The 17,991-nt window shown below is 62.0% G+C and carries 15 protein-coding genes; 3 read left to right on the plus strand and 12 right to left on the minus strand.

Features of this window, described 5'->3' with window-relative positions; all coding sequences use genetic code 11:
- Positions 1-15: 15 nt before the first annotated feature.
- The gene (gene cydB, locus R3C13_RS10390) at positions 16-1,158 is read right to left on the minus strand and encodes a cytochrome d ubiquinol oxidase subunit II (RefSeq protein WP_371310749.1); all 1,143 of its coding nucleotides are present in this window, start codon (positions 1,156-1,158) and stop codon (positions 16-18) included.
- A gap of 14 nt (positions 1,159-1,172) precedes the next feature.
- Positions 1,173-2,771, minus strand: a complete 1,599-nt coding sequence (locus tag R3C13_RS10395) for a cytochrome ubiquinol oxidase subunit I (protein ID WP_371310750.1) — start codon at positions 2,769-2,771, stop codon at positions 1,173-1,175.
- Between the two features lie 133 nt (positions 2,772-2,904).
- Between R3C13_RS10395 and cydD the strand changes: the two genes are divergently transcribed.
- Both cydD and R3C13_RS10405 read left to right on the plus strand, forming a co-directional pair.
- Positions 2,905-4,590 (plus strand): thiol reductant ABC exporter subunit CydD, encoded by a 1,686-nt coding sequence (gene cydD, locus R3C13_RS10400; protein WP_371310751.1) that lies wholly within the window; start codon positions 2,905-2,907, stop codon positions 4,588-4,590.
- Positions 4,590-6,236, plus strand: a complete 1,647-nt coding sequence (locus tag R3C13_RS10405; RefSeq protein WP_371310752.1) for an ATP-binding cassette domain-containing protein — start codon at positions 4,590-4,592, stop codon at positions 6,234-6,236. Before cydD ends, R3C13_RS10405 begins: the two co-directional genes overlap by 1 nt.
- Before the next feature lie 76 nt (positions 6,237-6,312).
- On the opposite strand, the gene mmsB is transcribed toward R3C13_RS10405, so the two are convergent.
- The 3 genes from mmsB to R3C13_RS10420 are packed head-to-tail and all read right to left on the minus strand — an operon-like array spanning position 6,313 to position 9,476.
- Positions 6,313-7,203, minus strand: coding sequence for a 3-hydroxyisobutyrate dehydrogenase (gene mmsB, locus R3C13_RS10410; RefSeq protein ID WP_371310753.1), 891 nt, complete (start codon positions 7,201-7,203; stop codon positions 6,313-6,315).
- A 1-nt stretch (position 7,204) separates the two neighbouring features.
- Positions 7,205-7,978: an enoyl-CoA hydratase-related protein gene (locus R3C13_RS10415; protein ID WP_371310754.1), complete on the minus strand. Its 774-nt coding sequence runs from the start codon at positions 7,976-7,978 to the stop codon at positions 7,205-7,207.
- A gap of 4 nt (positions 7,979-7,982) precedes the next feature.
- Complete coding sequence (locus R3C13_RS10420; protein WP_371310755.1) at positions 7,983-9,476, minus strand: CoA-acylating methylmalonate-semialdehyde dehydrogenase; 1,494 nt, start codon at positions 9,474-9,476, stop codon at positions 7,983-7,985.
- A gap of 98 nt (positions 9,477-9,574) precedes the next feature.
- Here R3C13_RS10420 and R3C13_RS10425 point away from each other — a divergent pair, with 98 nt between their 5' ends.
- Positions 9,575-10,456, plus strand: a complete 882-nt coding sequence (locus R3C13_RS10425) for a LysR family transcriptional regulator (RefSeq protein WP_371310756.1) — start codon at positions 9,575-9,577, stop codon at positions 10,454-10,456.
- A 5-nt stretch (positions 10,457-10,461) separates the two neighbouring features.
- Here the strand turns inward: R3C13_RS10425 and R3C13_RS10430 are convergent, their stop codons facing one another.
- The 7 genes from R3C13_RS10430 to R3C13_RS10460 all read right to left on the minus strand — a co-directional run bounded on the left by R3C13_RS10430 (position 10,462) and on the right by R3C13_RS10460 (position 17,946).
- Entirely contained in the window at positions 10,462-12,621 is a 2,160-nt protein-coding gene (locus tag R3C13_RS10430) for a prolyl oligopeptidase family protein (protein ID WP_371310757.1), read from the minus strand.
- 209 nt (positions 12,622-12,830) lie between these two features.
- The gene (locus R3C13_RS10435; RefSeq protein ID WP_371310758.1) at positions 12,831-13,253 is read right to left on the minus strand and encodes a hypothetical protein; all 423 of its coding nucleotides are present in this window, start codon (positions 13,251-13,253) and stop codon (positions 12,831-12,833) included.
- 56 nt (positions 13,254-13,309) lie between these two features.
- Positions 13,310-14,578, minus strand: coding sequence for a sulfite oxidase (locus R3C13_RS10440; protein ID WP_371310759.1), 1,269 nt, complete (start codon positions 14,576-14,578; stop codon positions 13,310-13,312).
- A gap of 24 nt (positions 14,579-14,602) precedes the next feature.
- Positions 14,603-15,673 carry a YeiH family protein gene (locus tag R3C13_RS10445; protein WP_371310760.1) on the minus strand — a complete coding sequence of 357 codons (1,071 nt, stop codon included), beginning with the start codon at positions 15,671-15,673 and terminating at the stop codon, positions 14,603-14,605.
- Between the two features lie 100 nt (positions 15,674-15,773).
- Positions 15,774-17,063, minus strand: coding sequence for an OmpP1/FadL family transporter (locus R3C13_RS10450; protein WP_371310761.1), 1,290 nt, complete (start codon positions 17,061-17,063; stop codon positions 15,774-15,776).
- Positions 17,064-17,144: 81 nt separating this feature from the next.
- Complete coding sequence (locus tag R3C13_RS10455; RefSeq protein ID WP_371310762.1) at positions 17,145-17,372, minus strand: sulfurtransferase TusA family protein; 228 nt, start codon at positions 17,370-17,372, stop codon at positions 17,145-17,147.
- 46 nt (positions 17,373-17,418) lie between these two features.
- Positions 17,419-17,946, minus strand: coding sequence for a DsrE/DsrF/DrsH-like family protein (locus R3C13_RS10460; RefSeq protein ID WP_371310763.1), 528 nt, complete (start codon positions 17,944-17,946; stop codon positions 17,419-17,421).
- Between the last annotated feature and the right edge of the window lie 45 nt (positions 17,947-17,991).

Below are 17,991 nucleotides of genomic sequence, written 5' to 3' on the forward strand. Positions count from 1 at the left end.
AAATCCTCTCTCTTCCTAATAGGTTCCGGGCGCGTTCGCTTCATCAGCAGACAGACGGCCCCACAGGACTTTGAACACCCAGGCCGTATAGGCCAACACAATCGGCAGCATCACGCCCGTGACCACCAGCATGATGAACAGCGTCAGATGGCTCGACGAGCTGTCCCAGACCGTCAGGCTGGCATTCGGGTCGAGCGAGCTCGGCAGGATGAACGGGAACATCGACGTTCCGACAGAGCCCACAATCCCGGTCGCTGCCAGCGCTGAGCCGATCAGCGACAATGACGTCTTGTTGCGCAGGCCGACAAAAGCCAGTGCGGAGCCGACAAAGCCAAGAACGGGTGCAAGGATCATCCACGGATACTTTCCGTAATTGGTGAGCCATGCGCCGGCCTCCACAACGACTTCCTTGCGCAGCGGGTTGGCGACGCCATTCGGGTCCACATCGCTCACGATGCGATAGCCCATGCCCGCCATAGCAAGCCAGATACCGGCAATCGCATAGAAAGCAATCACGCCAATCGCGGCAATCTGGCCGAACTTCGCCGCCCGATCCATCACCGGCCCATGCTCGATCTTCACCACCAGCCAGGAGGCTCCGTGCACGACCAGCATTGCGACTGAGGCGAGCCCGGCCAGCAGGGCAAAGGGATTGAGCAGACCGAGCAGGCCGCCATGATACGTCGCCCGCAAGGTCCGGTCGATCTCGAACGGAACGCCCTGCAACACATTGCCCAGCGCCACGCCGAAGATCAGTGCCGGGACGAACCCGCCAACGAACAGGGCCCAGTCCCAGCCGGACCGCCATTTCGCCGATGGCCGTTTCGAGCGGTACTTGAAACCTACGGGCCGCAGGATCAGCGCCGCCAGCACGACGAACATGGCAAGGTAAAAGCCGGAAAAGCTGATCGCATAGACATAAGGCCAGGCCGCAAACAGCGCGCCACCCCCGGTGATCAGCCACACCTGGTGGCCTTCCCAGGTCGGGCCGACAGAATTGATGACAAGACGGCGCTCGCGGTCGTCCTTCGCCACGAAGGGCAGCAGCGTGGCCACGCCGAGATCATAGCCGTCGGTCAGGGCGTATCCGATCAGCAGGATGCCGACGAGGCCCCACCAGATGACTTTCAGCGTTGCATAATCGAGAGGCAGATCCATGACTCCACTCCTCCTCAGACGTCAAAATGAATGGTGCGCGGGATGGCGGGCGCTGCGTCGGGCGCCAGGTCTGCGCCTCCGCCGCCTTTCGGCAGGATGCGTGCTCCCGGTCCGGCCTTGATCGCTTTGATCATCAGGCTCACTTCGATCACGGCCAGCGTGCCGTAGATCACCGTGAAGCCAACAATGGTCATGATGACCTGCGTCACCGACAGGCTGGACACACCCATGAAGGTCGGCAACACGCCGTCGATCACCCAGGGCTGGCGGCCAGCTTCGGCGAGGATCCAGCCCAGCTCGGCGGCGATCCACGGGAACGGAATGGCAAACAGGGCCAGCCGCAGGAACCAGCGCGGCACATTCCGCCGCAGACTGACGAAATAGAACGCCGTTGCAAACATTGCGATGAACAGGAAGCCCAGCCCCGCCATGATGCGGAACGCGAAGAAGGACAGCGCCACATTCGGCACCGTATCGAGTGCCGCCTTGCGGATCGTTTCTTCGTCGGCATCTGCCGGATTCTCGACATACCGTTTCAGCAGCATAGCATAGCCAAGATCGGTCTTCGTCTCCTCGAAGGCCTGCCGCGCCTCAACGTCGGAAGGATCCTCGTTCAGCCGCTGCACCGCGTCATAGGCCATGATGCCGTTCTCGATCCGGTTTTCCGCCACCGCGACCAGCGGCAGGATGCCCTCGACCTCACCGTCCAGCGAACGCGTCGCGATCAGGCCCAGAACATAGGGAATCTTTATCTCAAAATGCGTTTCGTGATTCTTCTGGTCGGGAATCCCGAAGGCCGTCAGGCCGGCCGGCGCGGGCTCGGTCTCCCACATGGCTTCCAGGGCCGCCAGCTTCATCTTCTGGTTATCGGTGAGCGCATAGCCGCTCTCATCGCCCAGCACGACCACTGACAGCGCCGACAGGAGGCCAAAACTCGCCGCCACCGCCATCGAGCGTTTCGCAAGGCCGAGATGACGCCCTTTCAGCACATACCAGGACGACACGCCCAGCACGAACACCGACGCCGTCACATATCCAGCGCTGACCGTGTGAACGAATTTCGCCTGCGCCACCGGGTTGAACAGCACTTCCATGAAATTGGTGACTTCCATCCGCATCGTGTCCGGATTGAACTCAGATCCCACCGGGTTCTGCATCCAGCCATTGGCAATCAGGATCCACAGCGCCGACAGGTTCGAGCCGAGCGCCACGAAGAAGGTCACCATCCAGTGCGCCGGGCGGGACAGTTTGTCCCAGCCGAAGAACATGAGGCCCACCAGCGTTGCCTCAAGGAAGAAGGCCATCAGGCCCTCAATCGCCAGCGGCGCGCCGAAAATATCGCCCACATAGTGCGAATAGTAGGACCAGTTGGTCCCGAACTGGAATTCCATGGTGATGCCGGTTGCAACGCCGAGCACGAAGTTGATGCCAAACAAATTCATCCAGAATTTGGTTGTGCGGCGCCAGACTTCCTTGCCGGTCATCACATAAGCGCCCTCCATGACAACAAGAAGCATGGACAGGCCGAGCGTTAGCGGCACAAACAGGAAGTGATACAGGGCAGTCAGCGCGAACTGCCAGCGCGACAGGTCGGCAAGCAGGAGATCAGGCATGTTGGGGGCCTCCCGGATCGGAGCAAGAACGGTGCAAGTTTGTTGCGACACACATAATCCGATGCGCCCGGTGTAACGATGTCACAAAAAGTCGCATCCCGTATCACACTTTAAATGCCCTACATGACCGCCGATGTCTGAGCCCAGGAAACGCCATCCGGATTCGCCCGCGAAGCAATCGCTGCAGCGCTGGAACGCGCACGCCCGCGACGCACAACGCCTCGTGCTGATGGCTCAACTCACCGCCCTTCTCGGATGGATCGCCGTCGCCTGGGGCATCGGCCACAGCGTCGGCGCTTCTTCGCTCGGCGCGCCAGACAATACCGGACTTCTTATAGCCGCAAGCGGCGCCCTTGTCAGGGCCGGCGCAAACTGGGCTGCCGACACTTTCGCCGCCGCTGCCGGGCGCGCGATGACGTCTGCTGCCCGGCAGGAACTCTTCTCCACACTGACGGAGTCGGGCGCAGGCTGGCTCGCTGGCGCAGATGCCGGCACGCGCACGGCCCAGATCGTCGACCGCACGGGCAAGCTGTGGGGCTATGCCGCCCGCTGGCTGCCCGGAACGCGGCTCGCCGCCATCGGCCCGCTGGTCATCCTTGTCGCCATCGCCAGCCAGTCATGGGTCGCCGCGCTCCTGCTCTTCCTGTGCCTCGCGGTAACGCCCCTGTTCTTCTGGCTGACCACGGGAGAAACCATCTCGCGCGCACGCACCCAGCAGGCCGCGCTCGATCATCTCGCCGGCAGCTTCCAGGCCCGCGCCGCGCAATCCGGCCTGATCCGCGCCTTCCGCGCTGTCGGCCGCGAAACCGCTTACCTCAAGCAGGCCGCGGAAGACCTGCGCGAAGGCACCATGTCGATCCTGCGCATCGCTTTCCTCTCGACAGCGGTACTCGAATTCTTCTCCTCCATCTCGATTGCACTCGTCGCCGTCTATGTCGGCTTCAAGCTGCTCGGCGTCTTTCCCTTCGAGACAGGCGAAACACTAACGCTCGCGCAGGGCCTGACAGCGCTCATCCTCGCACCTGAATTCTTCGCGCCGATCCGCAAGCTTCCCGGCCTCCACCATGACCGGGCCGACGCCACGGCTGCTGGCGAAATCCTGTCCGGCTGGCTCTCGCGCGGCAATGCCCAGACCGTGCACCGCCTGCCGCTGCGGCCGTCTCCACCTGTGATCACATTCCAGGAGGCCAGCCTCGGATGGCCCGGCCATGCGCCTGTGCTCGCGGGTGTCTCGTTCGCCGCCGCACCCGGCAAGCTTACAATCCTGTCCGGCCCATCCGGTTCCGGCAAGTCGACCTGCCTTCTCAGCCTGATCGGCCGCGCGCAGGTGTCCGGCGGCGCCGTCGATGTCGCCGGCAAGCCCCTGAGCGCTGGCGACAGCCTCGCCGACAGCGTCGCCTTTCTCGGCCAGACGCCATGGCTCATGGAAGGCACGATCCGCGACAACATTGCCATCGCCGCGCCGGGTGCGCCCGACGATGAAATTGCTTCTGCCGCGGAACGCGCGGGCGTTCTCGCCTTCGCCGCAAAGGCCGATGGCGGGCTGGATCGTCGTCTGGCACGGTTCGGCGCCGGCCTTTCCGGAGGCCAGCGACAGCGCATCGCGCTTGCTCGCGCGCTACTGCGCAAGTCACCCATCCTGCTGATGGACGAACCGACGGCCCATCTTGATCCGGATGCGGAGGAAGACTTCATCCAGAAGATCCGTGCACTCAGCCAGACGCACACCGTGCTCGTCGCAAGTCATTCGCCCGCCCTCATCGCCGCGGCGGATCAGGTGATCCAGGTCACTGCCTTCAAAGTGGAGGCGACCGTCTGATGATCGATCTCTGGAAAAAGCTCGGCCGGCCCGCGCAGGGTCGTTTCCTCCTGGCCCTCGCCTTGTCCGCCCTCGCGGGCGCCTCCGGCACGATCCTGCTTGGTCTCTCAGGCTGGTTCCTGACGTCAGCCGCCCTCGCGGGCCTTGGTGGGGCGGGATACGTCTACAATCATCTCTATCCCAGCGCGGGCGTGCGGCTCGCCGCCTTCTCCCGTGTGCTGGCCCGCTATGCCGAGCAACTGGTCGGCCATGACGCAACACTGCGCCTGTCCGCCCGGCTGCGCCCGGCCCTGTTCGTTTCCGGTGCAGCAGCCCAGCGCGGCATGACGCCCATGCCCGCCGATGAACTCAGCTCACTGATCGATGATGTCGACGCGGCCGAAGCCGGCTTCCTCAAGATCTTTGCGCCTGCTGCTGCGGTCTCCGCCAGCCTCGCCATTGCCATCGGCTTCACGCTCGCGGCAAATGCCTGGCTCGGCATGGTCGCGTTCCTGCTGGCCATTACCGTCGCCTGGTACCTGCCCTCGGCGGCCTCGCGCCGCTCCATGGCAGCGGCTGAACGTCTCGCCACACAAACCCGCGCCGCACGCGAGGACACCGCACGCCTCATCGAAAATGCGGTCGAACTGGACGTGATCGGCGCCCTTCCCCAACAGGCAGATAGTGCCCGCACGCGGCTTGAAGACCAGCTCCACCTCAATGACGGCATCGAGCGCCCTTATCGTCTCATGGGCGCAGTCACAGCCCTTTGCGGCATGGGTCTGGCGCTGGCGGTTCTCTGGATCGCCAATGCGTCATCGCTTGGCCTCGCCATCGCGGTCGGCGCCGCCCTTGCGTTGATGTCGGCGTTCGAAAGCACAGGCGCCATGGTCTCGGTCTTCGATGCGTTCGCAAAAGCACGCGCCGCCACGCAGCGGCTCGCCCAGCGTCTCGCCATCATCCAGTCACCCTGGGAAGCCTCGCCCTCAACGGCAAAGCCCCTCACCACCGCCTTCCCGATTGTCGCTGACGGTCTCCAGGTGCGTGCCGCTCCCCGTGCGCCGCGTACAAGCCCCGTCTCCTTCCGGATAGAACCCGGCACGCTGGTCCAGATCATCGGCCCGTCGGGGTCCGGCAAGACGACGCTCGCCGAAACCCTGATGCGCCTGCACCCGACGGCCGGCGGCAAGCTCACTTATGCCGGCGCGAGCGCGGACGACGTGCGGATTGCCTCCGCGCTGGACCATATCGCCCTCAGCCCGCAATTCCCGGCCTTCCTGCCGGGAACGCTCGAAGGCCAGTTCCTGCTCGCAGCCCCCGACGCCTCCGAGGAAGATATTAATGCGGCGCTCGAAACCGCCTGCGCCGTAGAATTTATCTCCGCGCGCGGATCGCTTCGCAGCATCCATTTCGGTGAGGGCGACCTGCCGTTTTCCGGCGGAGAACTGCGGCGCATCGGCCTCGCCCGCGCGCTTCTCGCCCGGCCGGAAATCCTCATCCTCGACGAACCCTTTGCGGGGCTTGAGCCCGCGCTTGCGGAAAGGCTCGCGCGCAATCTGGCGGACTGGGCCCATGCCGGACAGCGCGCGATCGTCCTCCTCGCGCATGAGCCAATTTCCGTGCAGATGCCCGGCCTGCAACCGCATACGATTCGGATCACTGCCTGAAAAAGCGCCAGGGCCCAAAATTCTCAGGCGCTGGCCGGAGCCTTCCCGTAGCCCTACCGTAGGATTTTCCGGAGCCTCAGAGGCCGCCTTTCAGGTCTTTCATTACACCCGAAAAGTCGAGATCGGCATGGCCGCGCGCAATCAGGTCGTCATACAGCCGCTCAGCCATTTCACCGAGTTTCACTGCCGCGCCTGATGCCTTCGCCGCTTCCATCGCCAGCGCCAGGTCCTTGTGCATCATCGCCACCGCAAAGCCGGGCTTGTAGTCCCGGTTGGAGGGCGCCGTCGGCACGGGACCGGGGGCCGGGCAATAGGAGGTCATGCTCCAGCACTGCCCTGAAGAGACTGAGGAAATGTTGAAAAACGTCTGCGCGTCGAGGCCCAGTTTTTCGGCCAGATTGAACGCCTCGCATGTCCCGATCATCGAGATGCCGAGCAGCATGTTGTTGGCAATCTTCGCCGCCTGGCCATTGCCGCTGCCGCCCGCGTGAAAGACGTTCTTGCCCATGATATCCAGCAGCGGCTTTGCCTTATCAAAGGCGGCATCCGGCCCGCCAACCATGAAGGTCAGCGTGCCCGCTTCCGCACCTGCCGTGCCACCCGAAACGGGCGCATCGACCATCAGGAAGCCACCTTCATCTGCTTTACCTGCAGCGGTGCGCGCATCATCCACGGCGATCGTCGAGCAGTCGATGAACAGCGTTCCCGGCGCGACAGCATCCGCCACGCCGCCCGGCCCGAAATAGACCGCCAGAACGTGCTTGCCGGCCGGCAGCATCGAGATGACGACCTCTGCGCCTTCAACCGCATCAGCCAGGCTTGCCGCGGCTTTCGCGCCGCGTTCTGCTGCTTTTGCAACAGCCTCGGCGCTGAGATCATAGGCGCGGACCTCGTGTCCCGCCTTGCAGAGATTGGCGCACATGCCCGAGCCCATGTTGCCGAGCCCGATGAAAGCGATCTTGGTCATCTTACTTGTCCTTGAAGTCCGGGGCCCGCTTCTCAACGAACGCGCTCATGCCTTCCTTCTGGTCGGCGGTGCCGAACAGGCCCTGGAACAGGCGGCGTTCGAACTTCACGCCTTCCGTCGTCGGAAGTTCCAGCGCCCGGCCGACCATTTCCTTCGCCGCCATCAGCGACGGAATGGAAAAGCCCGCGATCTCTTTCGCTGCAGTCATTGCAGTTTCCATCAGCTGCTCATGCGGCACAACACGGGAGACGAGCCCAATCCGGTCAGCCTCGGCGGCGTCGATCATGCGCCCCGTCAGCACGAGATCCATGGCCTTGGCCTTGCCGACAGCCTTGGTCAGGCGGATAGAGCCACCCATGCCGGGCGTCACACCCAGCTTGATTTCCGGCTGGCCGAACTTCGCCTTCTCCGACGCGATGATCATGTCGCACATCATGGCCAGCTCACAGCCGCCGCCGAGGGCGAAGCCGTTGACCGCCGCGATCACCGGCTTGCGGCAAGCCGCGAACCGGTCCCAAAGCCCAAAGAAATCATCGATATACATGTCGGAGAAGGTCTGCGGCTGCATCTCCTTGATGTCCGCCCCCGCCGCGAAGGCGCGGCCTTCGCCGGTGAGGATTGAAACGGCAATGTCCTTGTTCCTGTCGATCTCGCCGAAGACATGCGCCACTTCGCTCATGACTTCCTGGTTCAGCGCATTCAGGCTGTCCGGCCGATTGATCGTGACCAGCGCAATGCGGTTGGAATGCTCGAATGTGATGGTGTCGTAGCTCATAAATTTATCCCATCGTCGGAATGATGAAGGCCTGATCGCCAATGTCTCCTTCGGGCCAGCGCTGGGTGATCGTCTTGATCTTCGTCCAGAACTTCACACCCTCCGGCCCATGCTGGTTCGTATCGCCAAAGGCCGAGCGCTTCCAGCCGCCGAACGTGTGATAGGAGACCGGCACCGGGATCGGCACGTTCACGCCCACCATGCCGACATTCACCTGCGCGGCAAATTCCCGCGCTGCGCGGCCATTCGAGGTGAAGATCGCGCAGCCATTACCGTACTGGTGATTGCTGGGCAGCGCTGCTGCCTCTTCCAGCGACTCGGCGCGTACGACCTGCAGGACGGGCCCGAAGATCTCTTCCTGATAGGATTTCATGCCCGGCTTCACATGGTCGAACAGGCTCGGCCCGATGAAGAAGCCCTCGGCGCCCTGCATGGTCAGGCCTCGGCCGTCGAGCTTCAGGTCCGCGCCCTCGTCGACACCCATCTGGATGTAGCTTTCCACCTTCGCCTTGTGCGCTGCGGAAACAACCGGGCCATAATGCGCTTCCGGATCGGTTGAGAAGCCGACACGCAGGTCGCGCGCGGCATCCATCATGCGCTCAACAAACTCGTCGCCCGTTTTCTTGCCGACCGTCACGGCCACTGGCAGCGCCATGCAACGCTCGCCTGCCGAGCCATAGGCCGCGCCGACGATGTCCTTCACGGCCTGTTCCATGTTGCAGTCCGGCATGATGATGCCGTGGTTCTTCGCCCCGCCCATGGCCTGCACGCGCTTTCCGTGCGCCGTACCTGTGGCGTAGACATATTGCGCAATGTCGGACGAGCCGACGAAGCTGACGGCCTTGATGTCCGGATGTTTCAGAATGGCGTCCACGGCCACCTTGTCACCGTTCACCACGTTCAACACGCCTTCCGGTGCGCCTGCTTCCAAAAGTAGCTCAGCCAGGCGCATCGGCACCGACGGGTCTTTCTCCGACGGCTTCAGGATGAACGTATTACCGCAGGCGATCGCCACAGCTGCCATCCAGCACGGGATCATGGCGGGAAAGTTGAACGGCGTGATGCCGGCCACCACGCCCAGCGGCTGGCGCATGGAATAGACGTCGATGCCAGGGCCTGCGCCCTCGGTATACTCGCCCTTCTGAAGATGCGGGATGCCGCAGGCAAACTCCACCACGTCGATGCCCCGCTGAACGTCGCCCTTGGAGTCGGCCACCACCTTGCCATGCTCGGAGGAGAGCAGTTCGGCCAGTTCCTGCATGTTGGCTTCGAGGAGGCGCTTGAACTCGAACATCACACGTGCGCGGCGCTGCGGGTTGGTTGCGGCCCAGGCCGGGAAAGCGGCGGCGGCATTGGCCACTGCCTTGTCCATCTCCGCCTCCGTGGCGAGGGCCACTTTTGCCTGCACCTTGCCGGTGTTCGGATTGTAGATGTCGCCGAACCGGCCGGAGGCGCCGGCAACCGTCTTGCCGCCGATAAAATGATGCACTTCGCGCATGAAGCTTCTCCCTTGTCTGCGCGGGACTTTAATCCGGCGAATTTCCGGTATAAAGGGAAATATTTGCAGGCTTCACCTGCATTATTGCAGGTTATGTTATGAACTGGGACGACCTCAGGATTTTCCTCACCGTCAGCCGCTCAAGCCGGCTCGACCGGGCCTCAGCGGTGCTGAAACAGGACGCGACGACGATCAGCAGGCGCATCCGGCGGCTGGAGCACGACCTCGGCCAGACCCTGTTCGAGCGGACAAGGCGTGGCCACGTCCTTACCGATCAGGGCGAAGCCCTCGCGCGCCAGATTGAGGACATGGAGTCGGTCGCCGTGAGGATCCAGGCGCACGCCGGGCAGGACCGCACGCTCGCCGGCAAGATCCGCCTCGGCGTGACCGAAGGCTTCGGCACGCAATTCATCGCGCCAGCCCTGTCAGGCTTCGCCTCCGCATGGCCCGCCATCGAGATTGACCTCATCACCCTGTCCGGCTTTCTCAGCGTGCCGAAGCGCGAGGTCGACATGTCCATCCTGCTGACGCGCCCCCGCGCCGGTCGTCTCAAGGTGCGGAAACTGACGGATTACACACTACAGCTCTACGCCCATCGTAATTACCTTGCGAACCATGACGCGATCACCGAACCGCGCGACCTCGAACAGCACACGCTGATCGGCTATGTCGACGACCTCATCTACTCGCCCCAGCTGCGCTATTTCGGCGACATCCTGCCAGGCATCACACCGCGCCTCTGCAGCCCGAGCATCCTTGCGCAGCTGGAACTGACGCGTTCAGGCTCCGGCCTCTGCATCCTGCCGAAATTTATTGCCGGCGCACATGAGGAACTCGAAGTGGTGCTGCCGGAACAGGTGCAGGTCACACGCTCCTTCTGGCTGGTGACGCATGAGGATGTGCAGGACTTCGTCCGCATCCGCCATCTCAGCGACTTCCTGTATGACCTCGCCGCGAAGGAACGCGCCCGCCTGATCTGACGTACCTACTCCGTCACGCCCGGCATCAGCTGCCGCATAAAATAGGCGTACTCCATCGCCGTGCGGTATGCGAGTTGGTCCTGATTTGCCGTGCCGCCATGGCCGCCTTCCGTATTCTCGTAATAGAGCACATCCTTCCCGTATTCTTCGAGCCGCGCAGCCGCCTTGCGGGCGTGGCCGGGGTGGACGCGGTCGTCCTGCGTTGAAGTGTAGAAGAACACGGTCGGATAGCCTGCATCGGGATCGAGGTTCTGGTAGGGCGAATACTTCTCGATAAAGACCCGGTCTTCGGGCACGCGCGGATCGCCATATTCGCCGATCCAGCTGGCGCCTGCGCCGAGCTGGGTGAACTCGATCATGTCGAACAGCGGCACGCCGATGTCGAATGCCGCGAACAGGTCAGGCCGCTGGGTCAGCGCGACACCGAGCAGCAGGCCGCCATTCGATCGGCCCAGCGCCCCGAGGCGATCGGCGGAAGTGACGCCCGCAGCGATCATGTCCTCGGCGATGGCATAGTAATCGTCAAACGCCTTCTGCCGGTTTTCGCGCAGCGCCGCCTGGTGCCAGTTGGGTCCGAACTCGCCACCGCCGCGCAGGTTCGAGATTGCCAGCACGCCACCGCGGGAAATCCACATCTTCCCTGCCAGCGCGCCATGCTGCGGACGGCCCGGATCTTCGTAATAGACCGGCAGCATCGATGACGTGAAACCGCCATACCCGTAGAGGATCGCGGGGGCGTTTCCTTCCGCCAGAACCGATGCCTTGCCGACAAGGAAATACGGCACCTGCACGCCGTCCGAGCTGGTAGCCCAGCGCTGTTCAACTTTTACATCACTTGCGTCATAGAGCTCTGGCAAGCTGAACGCCTTTTCGAGCGTCTCGCCGCCTCTCAGCAGATATAGCGTGTTGGGCTGGGTAAAGCTCTCGATTGTCACATAGGCATCCGGCTTGGAGTTGCTTGCGGCCACGATCTTCACGGTGCTGTTGTCAGGCACGGGCAGGCTGCGCGCAGTCCAGCCGGCTTCACCCGGCGCAAGCATGACCAGCCTGCCCTTGACGTCTTCGAGCAGGTTCAGCAGCAGGCCCTTCTCGGTCAGCGCCGTGCTGCGGACCGCCTGGTTCTCTTTCGGCCGGAACAGGAGTTTGGCTGCACCGCCGTTCAGGGGTACCGCAATAATGTCGCCGCTCCTGAAGCTGAAACCATCGCGCTCCCAATCCTGCTCAAGCGAGAGGAGCAGATCCTGGCCGACGATCCCTGCCGTGTCGGATTTTTGTGGCACATCCACCTGCACCGCTTCGCCGTTGATCACCCGATAGAGATCTTTCACGTTCCAGTCGCTGTGGAGACGCAGGATGAAGGGGAAATCAGCATCCCCGGTGCGCGTCAGGAAGGGGGCGACGAGCGTATCTTCCACAGCTCCTTCAAAAACCGATTTGGCTTCCGCGAGGTCTTCCCCGCGATGCCAGATCCGGATGTCCCGCGCATAGCCGGACTGGGTCATCGCCCCATCGCCCCAATCAGTACCGACCATGAGCGTGTCCGCATCCAGCCATGACACATTGGACTTGGCTTCCGGAACGACGAACCCGTTTTCAACAAACGATTTGGTCGTCAGGGAAAATTCCCGGTAGACGCTGCTATCTGTGCCGCCCGGCGACAGCTCGACCATGCAGCGATCGCTCGGCTTGCCATAGCAGCGCGCGCCTTCATATACCCAGTTCTGGCCTTCCGCCTCAGAGAGCGCGTCGACGTCCAGCACGGTTTCCCATTCCGGATTACCCGAATTGAACGATGCGGGATCCGTGCGACGCCAGACACCGCGGACGTGCACATCGTCCTGCCAGAAATTATAGATGTCATCGCCGATCATCGATGGATCGGGAATGCGATCTTTGTTGGTCAGGATCGCGAGCGCCTCGGCGTCAAGTTCCGCGAACAATGGCGACTCTGTCAGCGCCGCAAAGGCTTTTTCATTGTGGGCCTCGACCCATGCGAGGGCTTCAGGCGCGTACACGTCTTCGAGCCATTTGTGCGGGTCTTCAATTGTCGCTTCCGGACTAGCGGCCTCAATCAAGGTTTCCGCTTCGAGTTCGGGGGCTGTTGCGGGCGGCGAAGCGCAGGCGCCAAGCAGAGCCGCCAGGACGAAGACCGACACATGTTTCATGGAGCAAACCTCTGACAGATTGAAATTTCGGGCACCGGCCATGCCCTGAAGTGCGATCTGCACCATCGCGGCGTTCCCATCGCCTGACAACATCGGCCGGCCTGATCGCCAACGCAAATCACACCTCGCAGCACAGTTCAATATTTTTTGCTTTTTTGAATATGCTGCCGCAACTTATTTGCCCGCGGCTGTGTCTCAACCGCGACGGCTTAATGCGACTGGCCGTTGAAGTTGCGCCCGAGATATCCTTCGATCTCGGCCCGCACATCCGCCTCTGGCTCGGGCATACCCTGCGTATGGATCATCCAATCGATGAGTTCGTGCCAGTGCGCTTCGTCCTTGCTTTGCTGCATGACGATCTGAAGGCTGTGGCAGCCCGAACAATAGGCCGCAACGAAGTCTACGCCTTCATCGCGCGGAAGGCCCCAATATTCATCATTCGGATCGAACGCGGTCGCGACGCCTGTCCCGCTCGCGACCGCGGTAAGAGAAGGATCAAGCGTGTTGAATGCCGTGTCGAACTGGATGTCTCCGGTCCAGGCATCGGCCATCGCCGTCACTGCGGCTGCGACATGGCCATCGTCTTTCGGCTCGTCAGCCCTCTTCGGCCCGCCACACGCAGCGACAAGCATCAGACCAAAGCCCAGGACCACTGGCGCGAACCGAACGGATCGGGGCGGCCGGCGCATCAGATCACAAAAACCGCGATGCGGTGCTGCATATTGTTGTTGTAGCCGTGCGGGTTCCAGCCCGGCGTCGTCGCGGGCTGCGACTTGCCGTTCGTGTCGGTCGCGCGCGCCCAGATTTCATAATAGCCCTGCTGTGGCGGCGTAATGGCGGCCGTGAAGCGCCGCCAGGAAAACCTGTTGGGCGCCGGGGCGAGTTCGGCTTGCGTCCAAGTCTCGCCGAAATCGAGCGACACGTCGACCTTTGCAACATCTGCCTCGCCGCACCAGGCGTGGCCTCTCACGGTAATCGGCCCCCCCAGCTTCTTCCGTGTACCCGTCTGCGGGAACGTGATCAGCGACTTGATCGGCAGGCCTTCGATGATTTTCATATCCTCGTCCGGCACTGTCGTTCCCGGCGCGACCGGATAGGCCGGCAGGCGATAGGACTGGCCCTGCATCTTCTGCCCGTCATGAACCTGGTCGCGAATCCAGATGCGCGTCAGCCATTTCTGCGAACAAGAGCCGGGATAGCCCGGCATCATCAGGCGCAGCGGATAGCCGTTGAGGTAGGGAATATCCTCACCATTCATGGACCAGGCAATCATGCTGTGCGGGTCCAGCGCTTTCTCGATGGGCACGCCGCGCGAGATTGCTTCCTTCGAGGGATCGCCGGACAAATGGGTGTCGGCACCGTAGTGGCCGGTATAGACCGCCGACTTCTTGACGCCTGCGCGCTCCAGCACATCCTTCAGGCGCACCCCCGTCCAGTCGGCGCAGCTGACGCCACCGAACGTCCACTGGTTGCCGCTGGCGGCGGGGCGGTAGAATTTCCGGCCATTGCCCGCGCACTCGACAAAAAGGCGCAGCGTGACGGGCTCGAAGTCGCGCTTCAGATCGGCAATCGAAAGCTCAAGCGGCCGCTCGACTTCGCCGTCGATGGTCAGCTTCCAGGTTTCATCCGTCACGCCTTCCACATCCGGCGGCAGGCCATTATTGCGCACGAAGAAGTGCTTGGCGGGAGTGACGTCATCGTCCAGCAGGTGCGGCGGCGTTTCCATATTGATGGGTCGATCGCCCAGTATGGTGAGCCCTTCCTTGCCTTCCGGCATGGCGCCGGTGCCTTCCTGCGCTTCCGCCAGAAGGCGCATGCCTCGAGGCAGCTTGTCGAGGAATGGCACCGGAATTCCGGCACCGGCAAACAACGCGGCACCGGTGCCCATCAACATGGCGCGCCGACTGGGGATCAGGGCATTCGATGCGTCTTCCTTGCGTGTTCCTTCGTCTGCCACGTCCAGTCTCCTATAAATTCAGGTTCAGCCGGCCATCCAGCGCAGCATGAATACGCCCAGGACCACGACAACAAGCATGATCAGGGTTTGAGCAACAAGCGCGATCACCGGCTTCCAGCCAACTTCGGCGATCTTGCGGAGGTTTGTCTTGATCCCGATGGCGGCGATCGAAATGAGCAGCAGCCACTGCGATGTTGTCACGCCCGCCTTCACGACTGCGGGCGGCGCCCAGTGCATGCTGTTGATCGCGGCGAGCACGAAAAATCCGATCAGGAAGGTCGGCAGATACTGAACGCGGCCACCGCCGGCGGTGCCGGACGCCGTTGCATCCTGACGGCCAATCCAGCTGTAGATTCCGATAACGACCAGAAGAAGCGCAGACACGCGCATCAGCTTCACGATGGTCGCGGTATCGCCCGCATCGTGGGAAATCGAATAGCCCGCACCGACGACCTGAGCGACATCGTGAATAGATCCGCCGAGGACGATCCCCATTTCGTGATCGCTGAGGTGCAGGACCAGATTGGCCAGCGGGTAGATGATCATGGCGATCGTGCTGAGCGTCGTGACGCCTGCAACGACCACAGCCAGATCCCGCTCCGACTCGGGCTTCTTCGGCAACACGGTAGAAATCGCGATAGCGGCCGACACGCCGCACACAGCGACCGAGCCGCTGCTCAGTGCACCGAATTCCCGGCTGAGGCCAAGGCTTCGGGAAATGATGATCCCGCCGACAATCGTTATCACCATGGCGAGCAGCACCACCATGATCGGCGCAATACCGATGGCGATAAGGTCAGCGAAAGCGATGCGCAGGCCAAGCAGCGCGACACCGAGGCGCAGGATCGTGCGCGCCGTCCAGTCAACACCCGGGCGGATGCGGTCGAAATCATAGAGGAAATGTCCGGCCAGGCCCACAAGCAGGGCGATCAGCATGCCCGGTGCGCCATAGCGAACTGAAATGGCAAAAGCGGCGATTCCGAAGACTGTCGAAACGGCGACGCCAGGATAGAGACGCGCTGCTGTCGAAATCAATCCGCCGAAACGATTATCAGCCTTTTTGCCGCCATCGGCCGTATCGGGTTCGGCTGTCATATCCAGATCATTGTCCTTGCAGCGTCAGGCGGGCCAGCGTCAGACAGGCGGCCTGTAAGGAGCTGGCCGCCGCCGGAATGCCGGCAGCGGCCAGAAAAAGTCAGAAGCGCTTGGTCCAGCCAACTGTCAGCTGGAACTGGTGCATCTGCAGTTCGATTGTGTGGCCGGGGTTCGGGCCCTGCGGTGTGATCTCAATGCCGGATACGGACGATTCCGGCGAGTACATGAACGCGAAATCAAGGCCGTTCGACTCATCGAGATCATAGGTGAAGCCGGCGGTGTAATGCTGCTCCTGCACACCCGGCGCAAGGATGTTCAGCGTCACGTCGCTACCACCAATCGGATTGTTGTTGATTGCGACGCCGGCTCGCCAGGTCATGGCTTCACTGGTCTGCCATTCTGCCGCGAGCTTATAGGCATCGACGTCTTTCCAGCTGAAGCCAGCCCCGTTGTTCGCACCAAGCGGAAAAGGCGCCATGGTTGAGTTGGAAACCGAAGGCACGTCTTCATAGGCGATGTGGCGATAGTCGAACATCACCGTCATGGCCGGGGTGACATCATAGGCGACACCCAAGTTCCAGGTCGACGGAATGTTAAACTTGCCCTGCTCCGCGAAAAGGCCGGCATAATCGTCGAACTCGGACATGTCGAATTCGGTCTGGTACGCAGCGCCCACGCGAAACTGGTCCGTCACATCCCATTGCCCGCCGACACGCACACCGAAGCCATGCGAGTAGCTGCTCTCGTTGTTGGTAAGATGGGTCGGGTCCGAGGAAATACCCGAAAAGGCGACAAGGCCATTCGCTTCGAACATCTGCAGTGCGAAGATTGGCGAGATGCCAACCGAGAAATTGTCAGACAGCTCGGTCGCGTAACCAGCGGCAATGAACATCTGGTTGAGGTTCACACCGAGGCTCCCGCCACAGAAGACGCCACTGCCGGGACCGCAGGCCGGGTTGGCGATATTCGGATAAGAGGTGTTCATCCCGCCATTGCCGTACAACGCCACGCCCCAGGCGGACTTCTCACCGAGGCTGCGGGAATAGGCGAAGTTCGGGACCGGAAAGTATTCCGAGCCGCTTTCCACTTCGCCATTCGGCGTGAAGCCAGGGCCGCCGGAACCGGTGAACGAACGAACCGGATTGAACAGCGAAATGCCAAGCTGCATTTCGTTACCTGCATCCAGAAGACCTGCCGGATTGAGGCTGAGCGACATTGCATCGCTGGAATCGGCAACGCCCGCACCGGCAAGAGCCGACTGCCGGGCGCCGAAGCCATGCTGGAAATAGCCTTCGGTTGCCGCAGCATCCTGAGCGGCCAGCGCTGCACCAACCATTACCGTGGCCAGCGCCACACTGTTTGTGAAGATCGCTTTCCGAGTCTTCGCCATTTTGAACCTTCCCTTCACCGCTCGTCCCGATTTTGAAGATGCGGCGTTGTTATCGTTGATTGTTGGTTTCGATAGCGGCCGTCAGCTGGCCTTGCGAAGGATGAAGCGGAAGATCTTTCCGTCATCAGACTTTTCAACGAGCTCGTTGCCCGTTGTCCGGCAGAATGCCTCGAAGTCCTTGATCGACCCCGGATCTGTTGCGAGTATTTCGAGCGTGCCGCCGGTCGGCAACCCCGTGAGCGCCTTCTTCGCTTTCAGGATCGGCAAGGGACAGTTCAGTCCTTTGGCATCCAGCAACTGATCAGCCATGTTGGTCCTCCTCTGGCTGCCCCGGCTCCCGGGGCATTGAAAATGGTTAGATGTAGAGGTTGATGTCCGATTTCAGCGCGTTTTCCATGTAGGTCGCCGCGCCACCATACTCGACTTCGTCCAGCATGTCGGACTGCTTGTATTCGAACAGATCCATCGTCATCTGGCATGCGATCATCTGGACGTCGGACAGGGCAGCAGCTTCACGCAGCTCCTCGATCGAGGCGACGCCTTTCTTCTTGATCATGCCCTTCATCATGGACGTTGCCATGCCAGTCACGCCGGGCAGCATGCCGACAATATTCGGCATGCGCATGTGCCCGCCCATCATGGGCATCTCCATCGCAGCATTGCCGAGCGGCGACACACGAAGATTGAGATTCTTCTTGAGCAGACCGAGGCCATAGAAGGTGAAGAACATCGACACCTTCACATCCATCGCCGCAGCGGTGGTTGCGAGGATGAACGGAGGATAAGCCCAGTCGAGCGTTCCCTTCGTTACGATGATGGACATGGATTTTGCGTTTTCCAGACTTTCCGCCATGGCGCCTGGTTGAATGCCGTTATCAGCCATAGGCCGTCTCCCGAGTTGTCTGGCCCTTGCGCGGTTCGCGGAGGC

The organism is Hyphomonas sp., assembly GCF_041398385.1.
Lineage (GTDB): Bacteria > Pseudomonadota > Alphaproteobacteria > Caulobacterales > Hyphomonadaceae > Hyphomonas.